This window comes from Paenibacillus sp. J22R56 (genome assembly GCF_056269375.1).
Genome location: NZ_JBWDNV010000003.1, coordinates 453,651 through 477,152, shown reverse-complemented (window position 1 = coordinate 477,152; position 23,502 = coordinate 453,651). Strand labels below are relative to the sequence as shown.

General features: G+C 50.0%; 22 protein-coding genes and 1 riboswitch. Of the genes, 7 read left to right on the top strand and 15 right to left on the bottom strand.

All coding sequences use genetic code 11. The annotated features are described in order from the left end of the window. The first annotated feature begins 41 nt into the window (after window positions 1-41). A complete protein-coding gene (locus AC0YNT_RS10110) occupies window positions 42-185 on the top strand; it encodes a hypothetical protein (protein WP_015847389.1) in 144 nt (47 codons plus the stop codon). Between the two features lie 79 nt (window positions 186-264). On the opposite strand, the gene AC0YNT_RS10105 is transcribed toward AC0YNT_RS10110, so the two are convergent. From AC0YNT_RS10105 to AC0YNT_RS10090, 4 genes are all read right to left on the bottom strand, one after another. Beyond that, on the bottom strand, window positions 265-2,619 hold the full coding sequence (locus AC0YNT_RS10105; protein WP_475804453.1) for an S-layer homology domain-containing protein: 2,355 nt from the start codon (window positions 2,617-2,619) through the stop codon (window positions 265-267). Between the two features lie 165 nt (window positions 2,620-2,784). After that, window positions 2,785-3,096: a thioredoxin gene (gene trxA / locus AC0YNT_RS10100; RefSeq protein ID WP_167281026.1), complete on the bottom strand. Its 312-nt coding sequence runs from the start codon at window positions 3,094-3,096 to the stop codon at window positions 2,785-2,787. Window positions 3,097-3,160: 64 nt separating this feature from the next. Next, window positions 3,161-3,586 carry an RrF2 family transcriptional regulator gene (locus tag AC0YNT_RS10095; RefSeq protein ID WP_167281027.1) on the bottom strand — a complete coding sequence of 142 codons (426 nt, stop codon included), beginning with the start codon at window positions 3,584-3,586 and terminating at the stop codon, window positions 3,161-3,163. A gap of 132 nt (window positions 3,587-3,718) precedes the next feature. Beyond that, a complete protein-coding gene (locus AC0YNT_RS10090) occupies window positions 3,719-4,498 on the bottom strand; it encodes an aldo/keto reductase (protein WP_475804560.1) in 780 nt (259 codons plus the stop codon). 253 nt (window positions 4,499-4,751) lie between these two features. Between AC0YNT_RS10090 and AC0YNT_RS10085 the strand changes: the two genes are divergently transcribed. The 3 genes from AC0YNT_RS10085 to AC0YNT_RS10075 all read left to right on the top strand — a co-directional run bounded on the left by AC0YNT_RS10085 (window position 4,752) and on the right by AC0YNT_RS10075 (window position 5,950). After that, a complete protein-coding gene (locus AC0YNT_RS10085) occupies window positions 4,752-4,967 on the top strand; it encodes a hypothetical protein (RefSeq protein ID WP_475804452.1) in 216 nt (71 codons plus the stop codon). 135 nt (window positions 4,968-5,102) lie between these two features. Beyond that, window positions 5,103-5,206: riboswitch (guanidine-I (ykkC/yxkD leader) on the top strand. A 79-nt stretch (window positions 5,207-5,285) separates the two neighbouring features. Next, complete coding sequence (locus tag AC0YNT_RS10080) at window positions 5,286-5,636, top strand: DMT family transporter (RefSeq protein WP_475804451.1); 351 nt, start codon at window positions 5,286-5,288, stop codon at window positions 5,634-5,636. Beyond that, window positions 5,636-5,950: a DMT family transporter gene (locus AC0YNT_RS10075; protein WP_167281030.1), complete on the top strand. Its 315-nt coding sequence runs from the start codon at window positions 5,636-5,638 to the stop codon at window positions 5,948-5,950. Before AC0YNT_RS10080 ends, AC0YNT_RS10075 begins: the two co-directional genes overlap by 1 nt. Before the next feature lie 124 nt (window positions 5,951-6,074). Here AC0YNT_RS10075 and AC0YNT_RS10070 read toward each other — a convergent pair whose 3' ends face one another. From AC0YNT_RS10070 to AC0YNT_RS10035, 8 genes are all read right to left on the bottom strand, one after another. Next, entirely contained in the window at window positions 6,075-7,751 is a 1,677-nt protein-coding gene (locus AC0YNT_RS10070; protein WP_475804450.1) for a ribonuclease J, read from the bottom strand. A gap of 131 nt (window positions 7,752-7,882) precedes the next feature. Continuing rightward, window positions 7,883-8,311: a hypothetical protein gene (locus tag AC0YNT_RS10065; protein ID WP_475804449.1), complete on the bottom strand. Its 429-nt coding sequence runs from the start codon at window positions 8,309-8,311 to the stop codon at window positions 7,883-7,885. Beyond that, window positions 8,308-9,369: a histidinol-phosphate transaminase gene (hisC, locus tag AC0YNT_RS10060; RefSeq protein ID WP_475804448.1), complete on the bottom strand. Its 1,062-nt coding sequence runs from the start codon at window positions 9,367-9,369 to the stop codon at window positions 8,308-8,310. The genes AC0YNT_RS10065 and hisC overlap by 4 nt, the downstream gene beginning before the upstream one ends. A gap of 67 nt (window positions 9,370-9,436) precedes the next feature. Beyond that, window positions 9,437-9,937 (bottom strand): N-acetyltransferase family protein, encoded by a 501-nt coding sequence (locus AC0YNT_RS10055; RefSeq protein ID WP_475804447.1) that lies wholly within the window; start codon window positions 9,935-9,937, stop codon window positions 9,437-9,439. 145 nt (window positions 9,938-10,082) lie between these two features. Further along, window positions 10,083-10,490 (bottom strand): RDD family protein, encoded by a 408-nt coding sequence (locus tag AC0YNT_RS10050; RefSeq protein ID WP_441895696.1) that lies wholly within the window; start codon window positions 10,488-10,490, stop codon window positions 10,083-10,085. A 23-nt stretch (window positions 10,491-10,513) separates the two neighbouring features. After that, the gene (locus AC0YNT_RS10045; protein ID WP_475804446.1) at window positions 10,514-10,918 is read right to left on the bottom strand and encodes an RDD family protein; all 405 of its coding nucleotides are present in this window, start codon (window positions 10,916-10,918) and stop codon (window positions 10,514-10,516) included. A 224-nt stretch (window positions 10,919-11,142) separates the two neighbouring features. Further along, window positions 11,143-12,804 carry a glutamine--tRNA ligase/YqeY domain fusion protein gene (locus AC0YNT_RS10040; RefSeq protein ID WP_475804559.1) on the bottom strand — a complete coding sequence of 554 codons (1,662 nt, stop codon included), beginning with the start codon at window positions 12,802-12,804 and terminating at the stop codon, window positions 11,143-11,145. A 103-nt stretch (window positions 12,805-12,907) separates the two neighbouring features. Beyond that, window positions 12,908-14,275: a sodium-dependent transporter gene (locus AC0YNT_RS10035; RefSeq protein WP_475804445.1), complete on the bottom strand. Its 1,368-nt coding sequence runs from the start codon at window positions 14,273-14,275 to the stop codon at window positions 12,908-12,910. Window positions 14,276-14,420: 145 nt separating this feature from the next. Here AC0YNT_RS10035 and AC0YNT_RS10030 point away from each other — a divergent pair, with 145 nt between their 5' ends. Genes AC0YNT_RS10030 through AC0YNT_RS10020 form a run of 3 tightly spaced genes read left to right on the top strand, consistent with a single transcriptional unit; the run spans window position 14,421 to window position 17,504 of the window. Then, window positions 14,421-15,620: a hypothetical protein gene (locus tag AC0YNT_RS10030; RefSeq protein ID WP_475804444.1), complete on the top strand. Its 1,200-nt coding sequence runs from the start codon at window positions 14,421-14,423 to the stop codon at window positions 15,618-15,620. A gap of 2 nt (window positions 15,621-15,622) precedes the next feature. Continuing rightward, window positions 15,623-16,375, top strand: a complete 753-nt coding sequence (locus AC0YNT_RS10025) for a glycosyltransferase (RefSeq protein ID WP_475804443.1) — start codon at window positions 15,623-15,625, stop codon at window positions 16,373-16,375. Continuing rightward, window positions 16,368-17,504, top strand: a complete 1,137-nt coding sequence (locus AC0YNT_RS10020; RefSeq protein WP_475804442.1) for a glycosyltransferase family 4 protein — start codon at window positions 16,368-16,370, stop codon at window positions 17,502-17,504. Before AC0YNT_RS10025 ends, AC0YNT_RS10020 begins: the two co-directional genes overlap by 8 nt. Before the next feature lie 474 nt (window positions 17,505-17,978). Here AC0YNT_RS10020 and AC0YNT_RS10015 read toward each other — a convergent pair whose 3' ends face one another. The 3 genes from AC0YNT_RS10015 to AC0YNT_RS10005 are packed head-to-tail and all read right to left on the bottom strand — an operon-like array spanning window position 17,979 to window position 23,442. Further along, complete coding sequence (locus AC0YNT_RS10015) at window positions 17,979-19,853, bottom strand: glycosyltransferase (RefSeq protein WP_475804441.1); 1,875 nt, start codon at window positions 19,851-19,853, stop codon at window positions 17,979-17,981. A 12-nt stretch (window positions 19,854-19,865) separates the two neighbouring features. Beyond that, complete coding sequence (locus AC0YNT_RS10010; RefSeq protein WP_475804440.1) at window positions 19,866-21,374, bottom strand: tetratricopeptide repeat-containing glycosyltransferase family 2 protein; 1,509 nt, start codon at window positions 21,372-21,374, stop codon at window positions 19,866-19,868. Beyond that, window positions 21,331-23,442, bottom strand: coding sequence for a glycosyltransferase (locus AC0YNT_RS10005; RefSeq protein ID WP_475804439.1), 2,112 nt, complete (start codon window positions 23,440-23,442; stop codon window positions 21,331-21,333). The genes AC0YNT_RS10010 and AC0YNT_RS10005 overlap by 44 nt, the downstream gene beginning before the upstream one ends. Between the last annotated feature and the right edge of the window lie 60 nt (window positions 23,443-23,502).

Genomic DNA, 23,502 nt, shown 5'->3' with positions numbered 1-23,502 from the left:
ACGCCCATACTAACAAGGAACAAGGAGGTGGAACTAAAGCGATGGAAAATCAAAGCCACAAAGGCAATTATAAAGGGACAACGGCCATGAAGGCAAAGAACCAAGATATGGCATTTGTCAATGATACAATCGAGGATGCGAAGTCCGTCACAAACTTCTCCTCCAAGAATAAAAAAACGGACTAATTTCGGCTGCATCACACAACATAAAACCCCCGCTTGGCCGCTGGGCCAAACGGGGGCTTCTTAGCGTTTAGTGACTTACTTAATTACGCAATGGCGCTTCTTGCAGCTCCGCTCTCGTTTGAAGGAAGCGGAAGAAGGCAACAGATGCTTCTGCTCGCGATACTTGCTTATCGGGCAGGAAGCTGCCGTTTGACAGCGTCATGATCTTCAAGCCTACAACAATAGCCGCCTGACCTTTGTTCTCAAACTTAGCCGCATCCTTGAAGTTAATGTTGAACAATTCATCATAGTTCGCCAGCGAGTTGTAGCCAAGGGCACGTACGATCAGTTCCGCCATTTCTTCACGGTCAACCTTGCCATCTGGATTAAAGGAGCCGTCTCCGATATCAATTAGGTTCTGCTGAAGCGCACTTTCGATGTAGACGTAGTACTGACTTTGCTTGCCTACATCATTAAAAGAAGCACTAGTTGCAGAATCAGCACTCTCGTACATAATTGGCGATCTTCCACTGTTCATCGCAAGCACGAGCATCTTAATGAGCTCTCCGCGAGTGACGATCTCATTCGGACGAACCTTTCCGTCCTTCACATCAAGCGCCTTATAGGCAACCATCAGTTCCAACTGACGTTGTGCCCAGTGACCGTCAATATCCGTTGCTTTAGGCTTCTCCAGCTGTGTCTTGTCGCCTGTCTCGCGGTTCCGCCAATCTCCAGATACAGCATCTAGGAAGATGGATTCATCAAGCTGACGCGGCACAAGGCGGTAGATCAGCTGCGCAGCGTTATTAGATTCAACATCCGTTGGCTGGATTTCACCGGAAGCCACCATAAGATTATATTTTTGAACGGGGATCGGCTGTCCCTGATAGACATAATTTTGCGTCAAATAATACGTCAATTCCGTCCGGTAGTATGTCATCCACTTCTCAATCGCTTGAGCTGGCGTTATGACTTTTGGTGCGGTCTCCGGATACTTGTAAGGATTGATACTTGCATCATAGCTGCGTACAACACCTGTGTTCGCATCAATTGTAATGTTCACATTGTCATAATCGGTTATTGCACCGTTTACCTTGTGTACAAAGTTAAAGTAATAAGAGTCGATATTCTGTACCTTGTCCGGATTATATTGCGACTTATCCCGTTTCACAATATAAAGCTCATCCGCTACCCAAGGAAGCTGTTTTTTCACCGCTTCAATTGCCTTAGCCTCTGTTTGATCATAGGACAGCGCAGGCTTTGTATTGGTGGACTTATTATTATACTCATAGAAGTAGAAGCTGCTGACTACACCAGTCCGACTGTCTACTGTTGCGGAAGCAGAACCTATACTTTCCTTGCCGTTCTTCAGCTCCCAATCCAGACGCCAGTTTGCAGAAGCGACACCGGAAGACTCATCCGTATTCTCGGAATAGCTGGAGCTGCTGAATTCTGCATTTGCTGGAAGCGTGAAAGCCGCCAATACCGCTTTCTTCGCTTGGTCCTCTGTAATATTAGAAGCAGCAGGAGCATCGCCAAGTGGTTTATCAGATAACGGGGTTTCCGACACCTGATCTGAATTCACATAACCGCTTTGCACTTCCTTACCCGTTGCAGCATCAATCGCAAAGGCACCCATATCATAGCTTAGTACTGGATTACGTGGTCCTTGTACATTGTAAGGGATGATATATCTAAGTTCTGGCTTTGCCTGCTCGATGAGCTTTGTTTTCGCTTCATCCGCCGTCAGCTTTACATCAACCTTAGGGAATTTAATCGTATCATCCCACTGCAGGGAATAACGAAGAACATGCCCCTCACTATCTACATCTAGTTCAATGTAGTTATCGACGTACGGAATATCGCCTACCATCCGGTCAAACCGCAGTGTATGCCGCACTTCTCCAGTTAGCGGTGGCAGCGATTGAGCACCGTATTCCGGATTATATTTCACTTGATCCTTATACGTTGCCGCAACAGTAGACAAGAAGGAATAAGCAATTTGCTGCGCTTTGTCCCGCTCTACTTTCAAGGGATACGTAGGTTTAGCACTTGGGTTATCGAGATAGGCGCTGTAATCAAGAAGCTGGCCGCTATCGGCATTAAGCCGGACGTAGATGCTGCCCTTGCTTTTGCCATTCACCTTGTAGACGAAATCCATTCCCCATACACTACGTTTACCGCTTGCCAGCGTATCGGTCGATAACGAGGCACCTTGCAGGGTATAGTCTTTAGGTATACTTACCAATTGCCGAGCCAATGACTCTGCTTTTTCTTTGGACACTTTCACATCTACAGGGGCAACTGCGCTTACATTGGGTGCAGCAGCATCTCCTGACACAGCAGACACAGCCGGTTTGTCAACGCTTTCAGCAAAAGCCGCCGCAGGCATAGTGCTCGTCAGCATAACCGCTGCAGCAAGAGTAACGAGCTTCTTACGATGATTCATCACCATAAATAACCTCCCATGCTTTTCCATTCTTGTTAATCAGCTAAATAGACGCTGCTGCTGCTCAGGAAGTTGCGCCCTAGTCCCATAAATTTGACTGAACAAAAAAAAGACTGCTCTTCATGGTCAGCTGACCATAGAGAGCAGTCTTTCATTACTTCAAGTCAAAACTTACAGTTGACCTGCAATTTTTGCTTTCAAAGCGTCTTTTTGTTGTACGCCAACCATTTTGTCAACAGGTTGACCATCTTTGAACAGAATCAGCGTAGGGATACTCATTACGCCAAATTGCGAAGCCAATTCTGGCTCTTCGTCAACGTTGATTTTTGCGATTACTGCTTGGCCTTCCAGTTCAGTTGCAAGCTCCTCCACGATAGGAAGCTGCATTTTGCAAGGTCCGCACCAAGGTGCCCAGAAGTCTACCAAAGAAACGCCGTTTTGTACGCTAGTTGCAAAGTTTTCTTTCGTCAATGCTACTGCCATTGTCAATCATCCTCTCCATTTGGTTTATGATTAAGGGAATTCCGCCACGTACCGTTACTGTCGCCTAGTCACAGCCACAAGCATGAATTTGCTTCAGTACATCTTGAATCGTGATCCCACTAAAGTAGCCTTCCAGCTGCTTCTCGGCTGTACAGAAGATTCCAAACATAACCTGATTCATATTCGAGCCAACGACGCAATCCATACCCGGGTCACCCGAGCACCAGCTCGGAATAAACGAGCCTTGCGCCATGACGCGATATACATCACCAAGTGTAACGACATTGGGATCAATTGTAAGCCTGTAGCCGCCCCCTGCGCCTTCCCTCGTATCGACAAAGCCGCTTTTGCGTAAACCGCTCATGACTTTACGAACTCGTGCGGAGTGGGTGCCTACGTTGTCGGCGATCATCTCACTGCTTGCCATCCGCTCGGGCAGATAGGCTAAATAAACGAGACTGTGTACGGCAATCGTAAATTCGCTGTTCAATGTGAACGGCCTCCCTGTTTAGTACTGTAATAATATCAATTACAGTTAACATTGTCAATAGCAGGCCGCCCGATTTCCGCCACAGTCTATAGGGTGCGACGGCGGCACCCCCCTTATTCGCCAAGCCTTATGCTAGAAATTGAAATTCATGGGGTCCGAACCAAGACGACGGTTCTCATTCAAACCATCGATGGCCTCCATCTCTTCAGTTGTTAACTCAAAATTGAAAATATCTGCATTTTCGATAATCCGGCTTTTCGTTACGGACTTCGGTATGGTAACAATTCCGTTCTGCAAATCCCAGCGCAAAATAACCTGAGCAGCTGATTTGCCATGCTTATGTCCGATCTCTAGTAAGAGTGGGACGTCCAAATGACCCTGTAATAAAGGGCTCCATGCTTCAAGCTGAATGTTACGGTCCTTGCAGTAGCTTTGCAGCTCCGGCTGAGTCAGGAACGGCTGGAACTCCACCTGATTAACAGCTGGCACTATTTCGCAGCTGCCAAGCAGATCTTCCAGATGAGGAATTAGAAAATTGCTGACGCCAATAGCGCGCACATGACCATCCTTGTACAACTTCTCTAAGGCACGGTATGTATCTTTGTATTTGCCGGCAACCGGCCAGTGAACCAGATACAAATCAATCACATCAAGCTGAAGCTTTTGACGGCTATCCTCGAAAGCCTTAAGCGTGCTCTCGTAGCCTTGATTGCTGTTCCATACCTTAGTCGTAATGAACAGCTCTTCGCGCTTCAATCCGCTTGCTGCGATCGCTCTGCCTACACCCTCTTCATTACCGTAGGCTGCCGCCGTATCAATACTGCGGTATCCTGCTTCAAGAGCATCTGCTATTGCCTGCTCCACTTGCGCACCTTCTTGCGTTTTGTACACTCCAAGACCGAGCCAAGGCATCTTGACCCCGTTGTTTAATTCCGTACATTGCGTAATAGATGTAAAGTTACTCACAGCAAAGCTCCTCCTTTATTATAAGGTTCTGCTTCTTAAGGACACAGCTACACTATTTTACCATTGATCGCTGCTGGTGAACAATTAAGCCCTATAGAATTATTAGCAAAAGTTCATAACAAAGCTGTCATGATCGCGGGAGATACGCGAATACATATGTACGGAATGGCTAATCAGCAGGCGAGGGAGGTGTGTAGGAATGGCGCTGTGGTGGAATCGGTGGGTCGCCTTTCGAACCGAGGGCGGTTCCAGGGCAGAGGAAATTGACAGGCTTCAAGCACATTTCAAATCAAATGGGTTGAAATCAAAAATCACCCTGGAGGGAAGCTCGTTGAAACGGATTCATGTACGCAGCAAGGACGAGGACCGCGCCAAGGAGCTCGCGGCTTCATTCGACGCCGATCACTCTCAATAAGCTTTGATTCAGCCGCAATCCGCAGTTTCTTTTTAGGGCAGCAACTAGGCGGAGGGCAAACCTTCGCCCAGTTGCCGCCATTTTTTATCCATATCCAAAGCCTTGATCTTCGGGGGGATATGTGTATAATACAGGTTAGTGGTTTTCTAGGGTTCCGTTAAGCCGTGTTGCTTAGGTCTGGTCCGAGGGAAAACGCACAGCAATAGCTGTGATCACGGAAGGATAAAAACCTGGGAGTCGCCTGCGCCAGCAGTGTACTCCCAGGTTTTATTTTGCCATTTTTTAATCTAACATCACGTGTAAGGGGGAATATTTTTCATGAAAAAGCAATGGCTTCAAGTTTATGTAGCCGCTGTATTTGAAGTGCTGTGGGTGACCGGGCTGAAGCACGCAGACAATGGCTGGAGCTGGACCGGTACCTTTATCGCTATCCTTCTTAGCTTTATATTGCTTATCAGAGCAAGCAGTGAGCTTCCCGTCGGCACTGTCTATGCCGTCTTCGTAGGACTTGGCACGACCGGTACTGTCATCTCGGAATCTGTACTCTTTGGCCATCCGCTGCACGCAACTAAATTATTGTTTATTGCACTTCTTCTAATTGGCATCATTGGCCTGAAACTGGTTACACCAGAGCACGCAAATGCGGGCGATAAGAAAGGAGCTTCCTGATGAACTGGATATCTCTGATCTGCGCAGGTTTATTTGAAATGCTGGGCGTTGTGATGATGAACAAAGTAAATGAGAAGCGCAGCTTTAAAAACATCGCTCTCCTGCTTGTTGGCTTCGGCATGAGCTTTGTCTGCCTCTCCTATGCGATGCAAAGCCTTGATATGAGTATCGCTTATGCGATCTGGACGGGCATTGGCGCTACCGGCGGAGCCATCCTTGGTATGGTTCTATACGGCGAGCCTAGAAATGCACTGCGAATTTTCTTTATTACACTCATCATCGGAGCCGTTGTTGGCCTCAAGTTAGTTGCTTAAACAGAAACGTCTGCGCTATAAAACGCAATAAGGGGCTGTCCCTTAGCCATTTGGCTTTGGGACAGCCCCTTTGTGTATTTCATCGGCTCACTAAACAAAAAGAAGTGGACTGGTTAGGTGCCGATTACACTTCCATGATGATAGGAAGGATCATCGGCTTTCTTTTCGTTTGTTCATATAAGAATCGACCAAGCGCGTCTTTCACGTTTGATTTCAGCGTTGTCCATTGGTTCACGTTATCGCTGATGGATTTCGTTATCGTTCTTGTCACAATTCTGCCTGCTTCCTCAAGCAGTCCTTCCGACTCACGTACATAGACGAAACCACGGGAGATAATATCTGGTCCCGATTTGATGGTTTTGTCTTGCTTGCTGATCGTTACAACAACGACAAGAATGCCGTCTTGGGACAAATGCTTGCGGTCGCGAAGCACGATATTGCCGACATCGCCGATACCAAGTCCGTCGATATACGTATTGCCAGCCGGCACCTTGCCGGATTTGCGTGCATCACCATTTACAATTTCTACGATTTCACCGTTATCGACGATAAACGTATGGCCTTGCTGTACACCAACTGCTTCAGCCAGCTTCTTATGATGGAGTTGCATCCGGTACTCACCGTGAATCGGAATGAAATACTTCGGATTCATCAATTGAAGCATTAGCTTGAGCTCTTCTTGACTGCCGTGGCCGGATACGTGCATGCCCGTTGTAGAGCCGGAACCGTAGATCACGTTCGCTCCAAGACGGAACAGCTCGTCCACCGTACGTCCGATGCTGCGTTCATTACCTGGAATAGGCGTTGCCGAAATAATAACCGTATCGCCTTCCAGAATTTCCACCTGGCGATGGTTAGAGCGAGCCATACGAGTAAGTGCCGACATTGGCTCCCCTTGGCTGCCTGTGCAAAGAATAACGACTTGATTATCCGCATAACGGTTCACTTCGTTTGTCTCAATCAGCATGCCATCCGGAATATCCAAATATCCAAGCTCCGAAGCAATCGTAATCATGTTGACCATACTGCGTCCGATAATCGCCAGCTTCCGTCCAGTTGCTGCCGCTGCATCAACGACCTGCTGCAGACGATACACGTTCGAGGCGAAAGTGGAGACGATAACCCGGCGCTCTGCTTTGCGGAAAGCATCAATAAAGTTAGCTCCTACGATACGTTCCGAAGGCGTGAAGCCCGGACGCTCAGCATTGGTACTCTCCGACAGCAGGGCAAGTACACCTCTGCGGCCAATCTCAGCCATCCGGTGAATATCTGCATGATCGCCAACAGGCGTTTGGTCAAACTTGAAGTCGCCTGTATGAACGACTACGCCTTCCGGTGTATCAAGCACGACACCGAGGGAATCCGGAATACTGTGGTTTGTCTTGAAGAACGTCGCCTTCATAGAGCCCAGCTTAAGCTCGGAATCGGCATGAATCAAGTGCCGCTCTGTCGTTCCGAGAAGCCCTGCTTCCTTCAGTTTTCCTTCGATTAATCCCATCGTCAATCGGCTTGCGTAGACCGGCATGCTCAATTGCTTCAAGATATACGGCAGGCCGCCAATGTGGTCCTCGTGGCCGTGAGTAATGAGCAATGCCCGAACTTTATCCTTATTCTCGATGAGGTACGTAATATCCGGCACGATAATGTCGATGCCAAGAAGCTCCTCATCGGGGAATTTGGAACCGCAATCAATTACAATAATGTCGTTCGCGTATTGTACTGCGTACATATTCTTGCCAATTTCGCCTACGCCGCCCAAGGCAAAAATGGTTAGTTTCTTATCCGTTTTATGGTTATTCAAAAATAATCCTCCTATTTATAAGACTGCGACGATTGTTATACTTCAAACTAAAATCCGAACCAGTCACTTGCCACCATTATAGCACGAAAAAATAACAAAATGGAAATAGGCTGTTCAGCCTTTTTATAAACCTAGTCCCTGCTGAATTTCCTCCAAGCCGCAATCGCCGCGTTCACGGTCAATCCAAGTGCCACGCCTATGATTACCGCTGCCAAATTAAGCCCATGTACGAATAGCAGCAGTACGCCGCCCCCCGAATCATCCTCTGGAAGTGGAAAAATAACACCCATCAGATAACCGGTAACGACCAGCATCGGCACCCAAATAACAGGGATAAACAATGCAAAATACCAATATTTACGGCGGAACCACACTATAACAGGCAACGCATATACTGCCGATGTTACTGCAAAAACGATATATGCCTCATCTATAGCGGCACTATAGCGATAGGCCAGTTGAAAAAAAGTATTCCCGATTACCGCGTAAATAACGCTTGCGAGTACAACGAAAAGTGTTGCCTGGCCAAACCCAGGTCTCGCAGACGGCTTCATTATCACTTAATGATCCCTTTAAGAGCATCCATAAAGGCTGTCATCTCTTCATCCGTTCCAACCGTTACACGCAAATATTGATCAATACGCGGCTGTTTGAAATAGCGGACAAGTACACCCTTCTCACGCAGCTGTTGGAACAACTGCTCTGCAGCATGATCGGGATGGGAAATGAATACAAAGTTTGCTGCGGAATCCGTTACCTTAAAGCCAATCTCCTTCAGCTCCGCCGTTACCTTATCGCGTGTATTAATGACCTTCGCTGTAATCTCACGGAAATACGCCTCATCTTCAAAAGCAGCAACCGAGCCTGCAAGTGCAAGGCGGTCGAGCGTATAAGAGTTGAACGAGTTCTTGACGCGGTTAAGCCCATCAATCAATTCCTCACTGCCAATTGCCCAGCCTACACGAAGACCTGCAAGCGAGCGGGACTTCGAAAGTGTCTGGACGACGAGCAGATTCGGGTATTCGCTCACGAGCTTCGCCGCAGATTCCCCGCCAAAATCAATATAAGCCTCATCAATAAGAACAATCTGATCTGGATTTTGGGTGAGCAGGCTCCGGATATCATCAAGCGAGATTAGCATCGCAGTAGGTGCATTCGGATTCGGGATAACAATACCCCCGGATTCGCGGCGGCTGAATTCGTCAAGCGGCAGCTTGAACTGCTCATCCAGCGGAATAATGTCAGCCTTAAGCTGATAAAACTCTGCATACACCTTATAGAAGCTGTATGTAATATCGGCGAAGGCTACCGGCTTCGCAGGGTTAAAGAACGCAGCAAAAGCGAAAGCGAGCACTTCATCAGAACCGTTGCCTACAAAAACTTGCGATGGAGCAACCTCGAAATAATCGGCGATTGTCCGGACAAGCGTATCGCAGGTTGGATCTGGGTACAGACGTAAATCATCGTTAGTCACTGCCCGGATTGCTTCCAATACTTTTGGTGAAGGCGGATACGGGTTTTCGTTGGTGTTCAGCTTAATATATTTTTTGTCCTTCGGCTGCTCCCCTGGTACATAAGGAACTAAAGAGGCCGTGAGTGGACTCCAAAACTTACTCAATGTTCATTCTCCCCTCAGGTTTTATATCATGCTATGACTTACATTCATTGTAATCTTAAGGCTTGTCTTATAACTTGCGGCCAACAATGATCAAATCACGCTCTACCCCGTCGAGTTCTGCAACCTTCGGCAGGTTAGCCCATTCCTCAAAGCCGAACTTCCGAAGCAATGCGAGACTTGGCTCATTATGGCCAAATACAAATCCAAGCAGCGTACGAAGCCCAAGTCCGGGACCTGCTTCCAGTGCCTTCTGAATAAGGAACGATCCAATGCCGCGTGCCCGGTGCTCCTGATCGATATAAATACTGACCTCAGCCGTTGCATTGTAAGCCGGGCGTCCATAGAAAGACTGAAAGCTCAGCCAGGCGATCATATTCCCCTCATCTTCAAGCACCCATAACGGACGAAAATCCGGGGAATGCTCGTCATACCATCTCATTCTGCTTTCCACAGTCACCGGCTCAAGATCAGCCGTCACTTGGCGGGATGCAATAGTAGAATTGTATATTTCAACGATGCGGGGCAGATCGGCCAGTCCGGCATCTCGGATCGTATAATTGCTGTTCATTATTAATTCTCTCCTTACACCTTGTATCCTTTTTTATGATTGTACAGCGAGCGCAATTTTTCCGCACGTATAAATAATTTAACCAGTTGGAAACAAAAACAAGCCAACCCCCGTGAAGAGAGCTGGCTTGTACTGTCCCGTGCACCTATTCACTGCCATCATGAACAACGACAGTACCTGCAATAAAGTCATGGATTGCGCGTTTATCTTCCCGCAGACCTACCATAAAAGCACTAACCACGGCCCCGATGCCAAAGGTAACCGCATAGATTAAACCGCCCACCAATTGGCGCAGCAGCATCGTACCGATGCCGATTGGCATACCATCCAGTCGTTTAATTTGAATGCTGCAGATCTTTTTCCCGATGGTGTACCCGTTCCATACAATTGGGATCAGCAAGGAATAAAGAAAGGATACAATATTCGAAAAAGCACTGTCTGCCTTGCCAAATAGGATCGAGGAAATAATGGCAAGCGGAATACCGATAATCAGTCCATCCAAGATTGCTGCACCAAGCCGTCTCCAAAAGCCGGCTCGCATATGGTTATCCATGTTGTTCCTCCCTAGTTCATTGATTAGTTACGATTATTATGAACGACAACCGTTCCTGCGATAAAGTCATGAAGGGCTCGTTTATCTTCCCGAGCAGCCACCATAATAGCGCTGATAATTAATGCAACACCTAAAGTAAACCCATATACAAGGCCTCCTATGAGAAGGCGCATCAGCATAGTGCCAATACTCAGAGGCTCGTCGTCCAGACGCTTGATCTGAATGCCGCATATCTTCTTGCCAACCGTATAACCGCTGTAATACACCGGTACCAATAAGCCGTACAGGAACATGCCTAGTCTGCCTATGATGTCTCTATACTCCCCAAATACAAGTGCAATAAGGGAGATAGGAAAACCAATAATGATTCCATCCAAAATGGCAGCTCCTAGACGCACCCAAAAACCGGCATGTCTTTGTAAAACCATTCATAATCCTCCCTATTTTCTCTATTTAGATTCTCTTTACTTAACCTATTACGTGCGAATTTTACTTATGAGTCACAAATTTGCAAACTATCATCCATGGCTTAAAATTCGCCATCCTCCTACAATCCCCTCCCTTATTTTCCAATTTATATGATGCTATACAAAAAAGCCGGGTTGCCCATTATGGACAACCCGGCATTACAGGCGCTATTCGGCGCTACTATTTAAGCTTTCGAAGGATCAAACGAGCTCTTCAGCGACACAATTCGGTTGAACACCAGGTTCTCTTCTGTCGAATCCTTCGGATCAACATTGAAATAGCCATGGCGGAAGAATTGGAACTTGTCGTGGCCCTTCGCATCCTTCATGTTTGGCTCTACGAAGCCTTTCAGCACTTGCTCATTATTCGGATTGATGCATTCAAGGAATGGCTTGCCTTCCTCTTCTGCTTCACTTGTAATAAGCGGCTCATAGAGACGGAAGTCTGCAGGAACGGCTTGCGATGCTTCAACCCAGTGAATAGTGCCTTTCACTTTACGGGCATTAAAGCCGGAACCACTCTTCGTTGCCGGATCATAGGTGCAGCGAAGCTCGATAACATTGCCAGCCTCATCCTTGATCACTTCTTGGCAAGTAATGAAGTAAGCATGCTTCAAGCGCACTTCATTGCCAGGGAACAGACGGAAGTATTTCGCAACAGGGTTTTCCATGAAATCGTCTTGTTCAATGTAGATCTCACGGGAGAACGGAATTTGGCGTGTGCCCATTTCCTCGTTCTCGGCGTTATTTTCCGCTTCGAGCATCTCAACTTGGCCTTCCGGATAGTTCGTAATAACAACCTTAAGCGGCTGCAGAACGGCCATCGTACGAAGGGCCTTCATCTTCAGATCTTCGCGGATAAAATGCTCCAGCATCCGTTCATCAACGGTGCTGTTCGCTTTGGCAACACCAATCTCGCGGCAGAATGCACGGATTGCTTCAGCGGTATAGCCTTTGCGGCGAAGACCGCTGATCGTTGGCATACGCGGGTCATCCCAAGCGGTAACGACACGTTCGTCAACAAGCTGCTTCAGCTTTCTTTTGCTCATAACCGTATTAGTGATGTTCAGACGAGCAAATTCATATTGCTTCGGTACGTCTGCCATCTCGCATTCCGCAATCGTCCAGTCATAGAGCGGACGGTGGTCAGCAAATTCAAGCGTACAGATCGAATGCGTGATACCTTCGATGGCATCGCTGATCGGATGTGCGTAATCGTACATCGGATAGATGCACCATGCATCACCAGTCCGGTGATGATGAGCATGAGCGATACGGTACAGTACCGGGTCACGGAAGTTGATATTAGGCGAAGCCATATCAATCTTCGCACGCAGTACTTTCTCGCCGTCCTTGAACTCGCCTGCACGCATTCTCGCGAACAGGTCAAGATTCTCTTCTACGCTGCGGCTGCGGTAAGGGCTGTCTTGTCCAGGCTGTGTCAGCGTACCGCGCATCTCGCGCATTTGCTCGGCAGTCAGATCACACACATACGCTTTCCCTTTGCGGATCAGCAGGACTGCACGATTATATAACTCTTCGAAATAGTCGGATGCAAAACGCAAATCATCCCAATCAAAGCCGAGCCAGCGCACGTCCTCTTTGATTGACTCGACATATTCCGTATCTTCTTTAACCGGATTCGTATCATCGAAACGAAGGTTCGTCTTTCCTTTAAACTCATCGGCAAGCTCGAAGTTCAGGCAGATCGATTTCGCATGTCCAATATGCAAATATCCATTTGGTTCCGGCGGAAAGCGGGTCACGATTTCCTGCACGTGGCCTTCCTTCAAATCTTCGACGACGATGTTCTTAATAAAGTTAGAGGATGATACCTTGTTCTCCACTGTGTTTTCCACGGCGACCAACCTTTCCCGTAAATAATTATCTTCTTATCATACACAAATTTACGAGAAAATACACTGTGAAACTGCCAGTAGAGACAGTCTTCTAGAATAAGAAGTCCAGTGCACCCGTCGAGTGGAGCAGAACAAGTACAACAAGAATCGGAGCAACATACTTCACCATAAAGATCCAAATTCGATACCATCGCGACGACAAGCCTGCTTCATCCTCAGCATTCTTCCATACATGCCCAGCAAAGATTGTGATAAGCAGGCCGCCAAGCGGCAGCAAAATGTTAGAGCAGATGAAATCCATCCAATCGAAGAAGGACTTATCTCCGAACTGTAATCCCCCAACAGCCCCGCCTACTGAAATAGCGGAAGGTATACCGATTAGGAACAGAAGCAGCGTAATAACAATAACGGAGAGTCCACGACCCCAGCCGAACCTTTCACGGACGAAAGCTACTGGTACTTCGAGCAATCCAACCGTCGATGTTAACGCTGCAAATGCAAGGAGAACAAAGAATAAGCCGCCGAATAGGCTGCCAAACGGCATTGCTGCGAAAGCAGCAGGCAAGGCAACGAATACAAGCCCCGGTCCTTGACCTGGCGCAATATCAAATGCAAAGGATGTTGGGAAAATAATAAGCCCAGCAAGGAAGGCATATAGCAAGTCACCAAGACCAATTGCAAGCGTCCCTGCACCAAGTGACTGTCTTTTGTCTACATAAGCACCGTACGTGACCATCGTCCCCATACCAAGCGATAAGGAGAAGAAGGCATGTCCAAGCGCGACAAGCGCTGATTCCGGTGTCAGCTTGCTGAAGTCAGGATTAAGGAAGAACGACACGCCTTCTCCCGCACCATCAAGCGTTAAAGCACGAATAACTAAAGTTATAAGCAGAATAACGAGACCAGGAATTAAAATTTTATTGAATTTCTCGATCCCAGCGGAAACCCCTTTTAGGATAACCACGGCTGTCAGCACCAAAGCGAGGAGCTGCCACCATACCGGCTGCCAGCTGCCAATGAAGGCACCAAATTTACCAGAATAATCGGAATCAGAGAATAGATTTCCAGTAAAGGATTGTACGGCATAATACATCGTCCAACCGGCAACAACCGAATAGAACGATAAAATAAGGAACGGAGCAAGAATCATAAGGAATCCGAGCCAGCCCCAGCCCTTCTGCTTACTTAAGCGGCTGAAGGAAGCCACTACACTTCCGCGTCCGCCGCGGCCTATTGTAAGCTCCGCCATTAAGACGGGCAAACCTACGGCAAGCAAACAAATGATGAACATGAGGAAAAAGGCCGCTCCGCCATATTTCCCCGTAATATATGGAAACTTCCACATATTGCCGAGCCCTACTGCACTTCCGATTGCAGCGAAAATAAAGCCCGACTTCGAGAACCGCTCTCCCCCGTCTGCTAAAGATGGGGCGGCAGTATCCTTGTTTTGATCAACCATTTTACAAACCAACCTCTCTTGTGTCTTCACCTGATGTTGTTAAGGCCTATTATTTACTTCCAGTTCGAGAAAAAACCGGAATGCTTATCGTACTATTTTTCATACGCTCATACAAGAACGAAGTGAACGGATGGTGAACACGTCCATGGCGGCACAACCGATCGTTATCCTCCCCTGCGGCGGCTGGCAGGGCATCCCTGTCTATCAGCGAAGCTGGCTGGAGGGGCTTGTACAGAAACGGAAACTCTTCGCTGCTGCGGATGATGCTCCAAGCTCTGTTGAGCCACTTCCCTTCGATCAACTAGACTCGGTTGAATGGAACAACGCCGCAGCTATTGTCATGCATCCGGCTTGGGTTCATATCATCGTACCGTTCAAACCCCGCTGTCTGATTGTCATGCTGCATGAGTCGGAACAGGAGGAGGAAGAGCTGTGGCGCCAATGCCGCTCTTGGCTGTCTGCCAGCGCATCACTTGTCGTCGCCAGCTCAGAAGCGCAATATTTGGAGCAGTCGTTTCGCCGCAGCGGTGTCTTCCTGATGGACGGTTTAGATGAAACGTCAGATCTGTTCGCTAAGCAGGCCATCGAATGGCATATCGACGGATTCGAATCCGACACACTCATTCGGCTGCAGCAGCGGCATCGGGCTAATTGGAGAGACGGATTGCTGCAAAAGCAAGAGCATGCCACTGATGCTGAGGCTCAGGGATACGCGGACGGACTCTTTTTCCATTCGGTCTATCGGTACCTGACTGGAGAAGCTGATCGTTCGCGCGAGCTATTATTGGCTTCGTTCGAACGTATGCTGCTGGAGGGGCGTGAGCAGACCCTTCCTAATGTATACCGCTTCCTGTCAGCGATTGAGCTGGAGAAAGGACGTATCCAGGATGCCGTCCGAACTTACGGTTACACCGCACAAAACGAGGTGGAATGGCGCTATTTTGATCAAATGACGGAGTGGCTTGCAGGCAGAAAGTGTGACTTAGCCAAAGCTCTGCTCTATCGCTTAAATGATGATTACCGTAAAGCAGCCGCTCTGCTAGAACCCTTAACGGAGGATCCAGATGCTCGGAAACTGCTGATCGAGACCTATATGCTCATGGGAGAATTGAGACGCGCCTGCGCTCTTATTCGGCTAGAGCAGCGGCAAGCTGATGCTGATCGCAGGCAATGGCTGCATTTGCAAGGGATGGTGCTGCTGCTCGAGGGCAAACGCCATGAGGCCATCCACTGCTTTCTTCAGGCTGGTGAGAACAGACAAGAGGATTTAAACGGGATAATCGAGCTCGCCGTTATGGACGGTGTTGCACGAGAGATGACTCTAGGAAATAAGGAGGCCAATTGAGGATGGTTAACGGTCTCGGAAAGGGCGGCAGGAAAAAGACAGGCAATAAACTGACTGCCATCATGCAGGTCCGCAATGAAGCGGGTCGTTATTTGGAAGCCGCACTTGCGGATTTATCTGGTTTTGTAGACGAGATTGTAATCGTGGATGACGCGAGCACGGATGAGACCTCCGAGCTTGCCTTATCTTTCGAGAAGGTTGTGAAGCTGGTACAGAATAAAGAATCGCTGTTTCATAAAGAATGGCTGCTCCGCGAACAATTGTGGCGGACGGCGGCGGAGACGTCCCCTGACTGGCTGCTTGCCGTGGATGCAGATGAATTTTACGAGGATTATACAAAGGCGGCCATGCGGGAGCTGATCAATCAGGATGAATACGACACCGTCTCCTTTCGGATGTACGATTTCTGGGATTCGGTCACCCATTATCGCGAGGATGAGTGGTGGAATCTTCATCAGCGGCAGACGATGACGCTTGTCCGGTACTTGCCCGGGTATCATTATGCATATCCGAAGCGGGCACATCATGCACCACGGCTTCCTTTTACGTACAGCGCACTTCCCGGGCTCGATACCGACCTTCGAATCAAGCATTATGGCTGGGCGGGCAGCAGCGAAGAACGTCAGGCGAAATATGATCGTTATATGAAGCTCGACCCGCTAGGCCAATGGGGAAGTCTCGCGCATTATGCCTCTATCCTTGATCCAAATCCTAAGCTGATCTGCTGGCAGGAAAGGGAGCGGCAGGATGAATAAGTCCAAAGCGCAGACTGTTACGATATTAACTCACAGTTATTTGAACTGGTACGGCCATGAGTACTCGCGTATATTCGGAGGTGGTCTGGAGCGATATGTACATTTGTTATGTCAGGCTGTTAAGGAGCTTGGCCTTATTCCCATTGTTCATCAATTAACGTATTACAGCCCTTTTGACACGGTGCATGAAGGCGTCCGGGTACGCGGCTGGTCATTCGAATCAAATCAAATTACGGAGGCATTCGAGCAGATGGCTGTTGCAGCCGACGGCCTTCTAATCTATGCCAGCTGCATCTGGCATCCGATTCGCTACCGTCCTGGCAGCATCGGTATTTGTCACGGCATCAATTGGGATACTCCCTTTCTTGCAGCGGAGTCAAAAGCCGCGATCGGACGGCATATTAATCAGGCACTGAGGCAATTGGACAAAGTTGTCTCGGTCGATTCGCATTTCCAGACCTTCTGCCGAGCAGTATGCGAGTATGATGATCCTGCCAAAATCACGCTGCTGCCCAATCCGGTAGATACCGTTTGGTTTAAACCTAGAGCTGCTTCCCATTCGAGTGAGATTAGGGTGCTTTATCCAAGAAGGCTGAGCTATGAGCGCGGCCTAGTTACGATGATGCTATCGGCAGATGAGTTACTCAGCCGTTATAAGCATGTAATTGTAGAATTCGCAGGAGAGCTTATTGACGGCACGATGATGGATACGATGTTTCATTTATGGTTTGAGGCACATCCGCACCGGGGCCGTATCCAGCATCAAACCTACACCTTTGAGACGATTCGGGATGCCTATCATAAGGCAGATATAGCCGTCATTCCCACCTTGTTCTCGGAAGGAACCTCCCTCTCCTGTCTCGAGGCTATGAGCTGCGGCCTTCCTGTCGTCGCCACCAATGTTGGCGGCTTGAATGACCTTATCATTGACGGCTTTAATGGTCGTCTGACCCCACCATCGGCTGCTGCCATTACTCCTGCTGTAAGCGAGCTGATCGAGCAGCCCCGGCTTCGCCGCAGGATAGGCACGGCCGCGCGGCGGGCTGCGCTCGCATCCGATCAGGAGCGGTGGATCGCCAAGTGGAAGGCGATCTTAACGGCGCAGCTGGCGAAGCGGGAAGGGCGTTGATCACTCGACTCGATGACCCCCTCTGCCCCGTACGTTGTATTTTGTGTAACATACGAGGGTGAATTGGCAGAGTAACTAGACTCAGACTGCACTTTTACTCTGGCATAACGTGGGGCCACGTTGGAGTTCATCCAACGTAAGTTAGTTTGGTCGCAGGCTGCTGCCAGCTTGGTTGGATTCGATACAGTAACTTTCGCCAAAACGAGGTCCTGCTGCCCATTTTGAGTTCATTCTGCTGGACAATTCCAATGTAGCTTCAGTTAATCGGTCTGGATGCACCATTATACTGTACGGAATCCAACGTAGGTGGGCGGTGCTGTTTCAAGTAACTAGGTTGGATTGGCAGCAGCTGGCCTCCATTTTAACGGATTATAGTGTATAGAGTGCAATCAGGATAGGCTGGTGAGTTGGTTGGTTTATAAGTATGAGCAGGTACGAGATAGGCTTTGCTAATCGAGGATAGCGCGAGCAGCGCTATAGGCTGTGCAGCGCGGATGTCACGCGCAGCATCAGCTCCTGCTCGCAGAGCAGCGGTTCTGCGAGCGTTGCCTGCGGCGCGGCGCGGCGAGCTCGCGCCGCAAAAGCAGCCGCGAGCCCCGAGGCGGCGGCTCGCATTGCCCATGGCTGCGCCGCCGCTTCGCGCGCAGCCGCAAAATGCTCCGCCGCGGCGGCCGGGTCGGCCGCGGCGATCGCGAGCGCGCCCGCGGCCAGCCGCGCGGGCGCCTCATGCTGCGCTGCCGAGCGCAGCAGCAGCTGTGCCGCGGCTAGCGCGGGCACAGGCTGCGCGGCGCCTAGCAGCGCGCACCACTGCAGCGGCGCGAGCACCGGCGCCGCCGCAGGCTCTGGCGTGGCGGCATAGAGCCGCAGCCACGCGGGCCAAGCGCGCACGCGAACAAGCGCGTGCGCAAGCCTTGCGGCGGGCGGAGGCGAAGCCCACCCGCCATCCACCCAGGCAAGGGCGGCGAGATACTCGCCCTTGCCTGGGTAGTCATCCGGCAGCTGCTCCCAGCGCTGCCGTCCAACGACCACTTCCCCCTGCTGCACCGCCAGCAGGCCGCTCCAAAAATTTCCGCCAATCGAGAGTCTCGCAATCAGCTGCCTGCTTAACGCCGGCTCAAGCTGCAGTCCGGCGTCTGCGAGCAGCTCCAGCACAGAGCGGCAGAGCGTATGTCTGCCATCCGTGACCACACGTTCAACAGCAGCCGGCCAACGCCCCCTTAAACTCGCGTCCAATGTACCGAGCATCAGCAGCCTCTCCCATGCCGGCCTATAATCAATCTTGATCGCCAGCGCAGCTGCATAATAGTCGGCCGCCCTCAGCCAATCATACCTTCGTTCGGAGACATAACCTTCCATAAACAATGTTCGGAAGCTGCCTGAGCCAAAAGCCGAGGAATAGTGCATGGGTGCACTTCCCACTGCTAATGCAAGATGCAATGCTTCTTCCGCCTCTGCTGCGCGGTCCATTTGGAGCAGCACAGCCGCATAAGCTTCATGCAGATCTGGAAAATCATCAAACTTTTCCAACCCGCTGACCGCCCAGTGCTCTGCCTCCTCCAGTCTGCCGAGCGCGCGCAAAGCATGGATCAGCTTAAGATATACATCAGAGATATACCCCTCATCCGAATCCTCATCCACTCCGCGTAATAATGGCTCAAACCACAACACCGCCCGCTCCCAGTTACCATAAGTAAAATATTCCGTTCCCATCGCATAACGCAGCACCATATTATCTGGATCATGGCTTAATGCCGCAAGTAATATGCGTTCATTCCGTTCTTTTTTCCTGCGCTGCATCATAACCGCATTCCGATACCCTTCATGGAGCAGTTGAACAGGAGCTTCCCGCAGCGCTTCTGCCCCGCAGGCGGCGACCGCCGATGCAGCTTCTTCATGCAAAGCGCCCGTAAATCGAATACGCGAATCATTCCGAAACAACCGGCATACCGCATCCGAGATCTCCTCATCCCCGCTCCGCCCGTCTACTCTGCTTCTTATTTGAACCAGATAGCCATAACAGCTTTCTTCAGAGAGCAGCTGCTCCCATGTGGTGAGTGGATGCGGGACAAGCCGTTCATCCGCATCAAGGACCAATATCCAGGGCTGGGATGCTTGTTCGAGTGCAGTATTACGTGCATCAGCAAAATGATCCTGCCAGCAGATGGACAGCACCTTGGCGCCGTACGCTTCTGCAATCGCAACTGTTTGATCTGTAGATCCAGTGTCTACGATAATGATCTCCGAGCAATAAGGAGCCGCCGATGCCAGGCATTGCGGCAGGAACAGTTCCTCATTCCGAACGATCATGCAGAGCGACACAGGCAGCGTACCGTAAGATGCTGCTTCCACTCCCGTCCCTCCTTACCAGCCCTCAAAGCCGGGTAGTAATAAACGGACGGCTTGAATCGACTGCTTCTCAATTGTCTTACCTTTCATACGCTGAACCTGCTCCAAATAATGCTCCGCGCGCACCCGCCAGTGGATCGAAGGCGACAATATATCTTCCGCCTCCTCCTTGCCACGGTAACCTGCAAACGGCAGTCCGCTGTAATCACCATCTCGCAGAGCATTTGCATGTGCAGTGAGGGAGCGGCTGAGGGCTGGTTCCTTATAAAGCTCGGCCTGCCATTCCAAATAGGCGATAGCACTGTCCGGACAACCGCTTGCGACCATAACGCCCGCCAGCTTTAGCATCGCAGCTTCATCCGGGCAGGATATCCGCCTTGCCATTAATGCTGCGAGCTGACCCTCACGCCCTGCCGTACGCATATATTTGCAAATCCGGAACAGCGGCGGGAGAAGACTAGGCTTATGCCGCAAAGTCGTAATATAGGATTGAATAAGACCTTGCTCATCATGCAGCGCCTCATAGATTCGCCCCTGCAAATAGGCCGTCCGGTAAGTCCCCATCCCGTCTTCCGTATGGTACCTTGCAGGCGCAGCCCCCATCTCCAGCGCCTTCTCTACTGCTTCCATCGCCGCTTTGTATTGCCCCGTACAAGCGGAGCAAAACGCCATATAATGCCGTAAATCCGTATAATCAGGAAAAATAGCGGCACCTTCCCGAGCTGCAGCGCCCGCTTCTCCCCATCTGCCTAACAGCTTCAGACTTAGCGATTCATATTTGAAAACAAGATGAGCATAGGACAGCTGTTCGAACCCCGCGGATCGCTTCGCTATTCGAAACGCTTCGAGTGCATCTGCCGCCCGATTGTTGCGCAAATACTCTACGCCGATATTGTAACGGTGAAATGTATTATCCGGCTCCTCCGCTAGTGCAAGCTCAAGCAGCTCCATATTGCGCTGCAGCTTGTTTTTCTCCACTACGACCTGCGTCCGGTATCCGTAATGATGGATGATGACATCCGTCAGATGAAAGCGGGCCGATGGATTTTTCCGCAAAATCGAGAACGAAATCTGTTCATGAATCCGCCCCTCAAAACGATGACCAGGGTCATTACGGAACATCCGCAGCACCGGGTGAATCGTTGAGCCCTGATCATTCTCCGGTCCAATCTGGTTGCGGATCTGAAGAAGCAAAGCAGACAGATCTTCATGGCGGACATATTCAAGTAATTGAGGCTTTGTTGCCTCATCAAGCTGCTCATCGGCATCGAGGAACAAGATCCACTCTCCGGAAGCACGCTCTACACCACGATTGCGGGCTTTTGCAAAATCATGCTCCCATTCGCTCCGGATCACAATGGCTCCGTACCGCTCAGCAATGGCGATCGTCTCATCCGTTGATCCGGTGTCGACAATAATGATTTCGTCGGCAATGCCCTGCACGCTGTCCAGACAGCCAGGCAAGTACTTTTCCTCGTTCTTAACGATCATGCATAAGGAAATCCGCTTCTGCTGCTCCGCCACTCACGCGCCTCCTTTGCCGTCCGTTCCAATCCGTTTGCCAACCCATCCATTCCACCCGCAGCAAAGCTTCTTGCAGTTTCATCTTGTCAGGCTCAGACCAGCTGCCATCCCAGTTACGGCTCCCGCTATATTCATCCGGCTGCAAAGCTTCAATCGCCAATTGCAAACAGGCCGCCGATGCGCCAAGCTTTGCTCTCTCCGTATATTCACTGGTATCATCGCCTTCCGCCGCACTTTCGAACAACGCCAGCGCCTCGCTGCGGAGCTTCTTCAGATAGAGCAATTCCCCTAGGCGAAAAGACTGCTCTCCCGTCAGCCGGCCGTCCTTCTCGAATCGGTCCAGCATCAGCTCTGCCGCTGCATCCACGTACCCATGATCATATAGCCTTGTTTCAAAATGCTTCCGCAGGCCGTATAATCCGCCTGCCAGTTTATGCGCCAGGCGCAGCATGCCGCGGCTGACAGCCGTGTCCAGCCAACGGATGGCAGAAGAAAGCTCCTGCTCCTTTGCGATTTTGTTCAACACCTCTTGGGTCATCGGAAGCCAACTATTTAGTTGCTCGGCCTCTCTGGCAAGCTGACTATCCTCTCCCAAAATACTGTCCAGCTCTTCCTTGCCGATACGCTGCCCTTCATTCCAGCGGCATAACGCCCAATCTATTCCTAGCTCTTCTGTTGACTCCGATTGAATGGCGCTCGTGTGCATCCAGCTTCGAATCTGCTCAGCCGCCTCCGCATACTGACCTGTGCCTATCAAACAGTCCGCAAACAATCGAATATCTGATAAAGACAACCGTGCTTTTTCCGCCTCATTTGTCGAAGACTGAATCGTTTCTCTCCATAGCGGTAATGCCGTGCTGTAAGCACCGATCCGGCTGAGCACTCGGGCCAACAGAGTATGCTGCTCGACTTCTACTTCCCCCGCATAGGCAGTCAGCTTTTGCCGGATTTCTTGATCGGATAATCCGATCTGATGAAGATAAGCTGCCAATGCGGATAAGGCCTCTTCCCATCCAGGCATTGCCCGCAGCATGGTCTCATACTGGTGCTGCACAGCTTCAACCTCACCCATACGCTGCAAAACATCCGCAAGACGGAGCTGCGCGTAATAGCTGACTGCCCCTTTTTCCGAGATATAAGAATGTGCCCGCGCTCCCGCTTCAATAGCAGTCTCATAGGCGGCTTTTGCTTCAATCAATAAACCTAATGCATTTAGACAATTACCCTGCAGGAAGAAAAGGTCGGGGTAATCTGGATAACGAAGCGTCTCGCCGCGCAGCAGTTCAGCAGCCTCAGCTTCCCGCGATAGTGCCAGTAAGGCCGTCGCATAATCTTTAACCAGCGTTGGCCGAAAAGGTGCGGATAAAGAAGTGTAATTAATGGCTTTTCCGAAGGCTTCTGCCGCCTCCTCAGGTTTTCCCTGCTGGCATAGCGTAACGCCGTAATTATAAAGACAAAAAGGGTCATTTGGCCGCTGGGACAGCTGCCTAGAAATGACCCGTAAATTCCGTTCTGCTTTGGACTTGCGCTTAAGGACTGCCGGCATATAACCGACATGAGCAATGTGAAGATTCCCGTTGTACAACGGTCCGTCGATATCCGCAATAACCTCATTGTCTCGGGAACGGACAAGCTGCTCATGGATTTCTCCATAATAACGATAACTACGATCGCCTCGGAAAAGCCTAACAGCTTCACTGCTGATCATGCTCTTCGTATTGGATTCATCCAGCAGATGCTCCATTCGAACCCGGTAAGCCGATGAAGCGGCCTTTCGCAGCTCACGCCGCAAAGACCGCACATCACCGGATAACCTTTCGTCTGCATCAAGTACAAGAACCCAAATCGTGCGCGCATGCTCTAATGCCAGATTGCGGGCGGAAGAGAAATCATCCTTCCACTCCGTCTTAATCACTCTTGCTCCATACCGCAATGCAATGTCCACCGTTCCGTCCGTCGACCCTGTATCGACAACGATGAGCTCATCGGCTATATCCCGAATGCTGTCCAAGCATTCCGAGAGCATATCCTCTTCATTGCGTACGATAATGTGAACACCGAGCAGCATTTTATAACCCTCCTAAAAAGAATTAGCGCGTTCTTTGCGGTAATTCTTACTTCGTAAGCA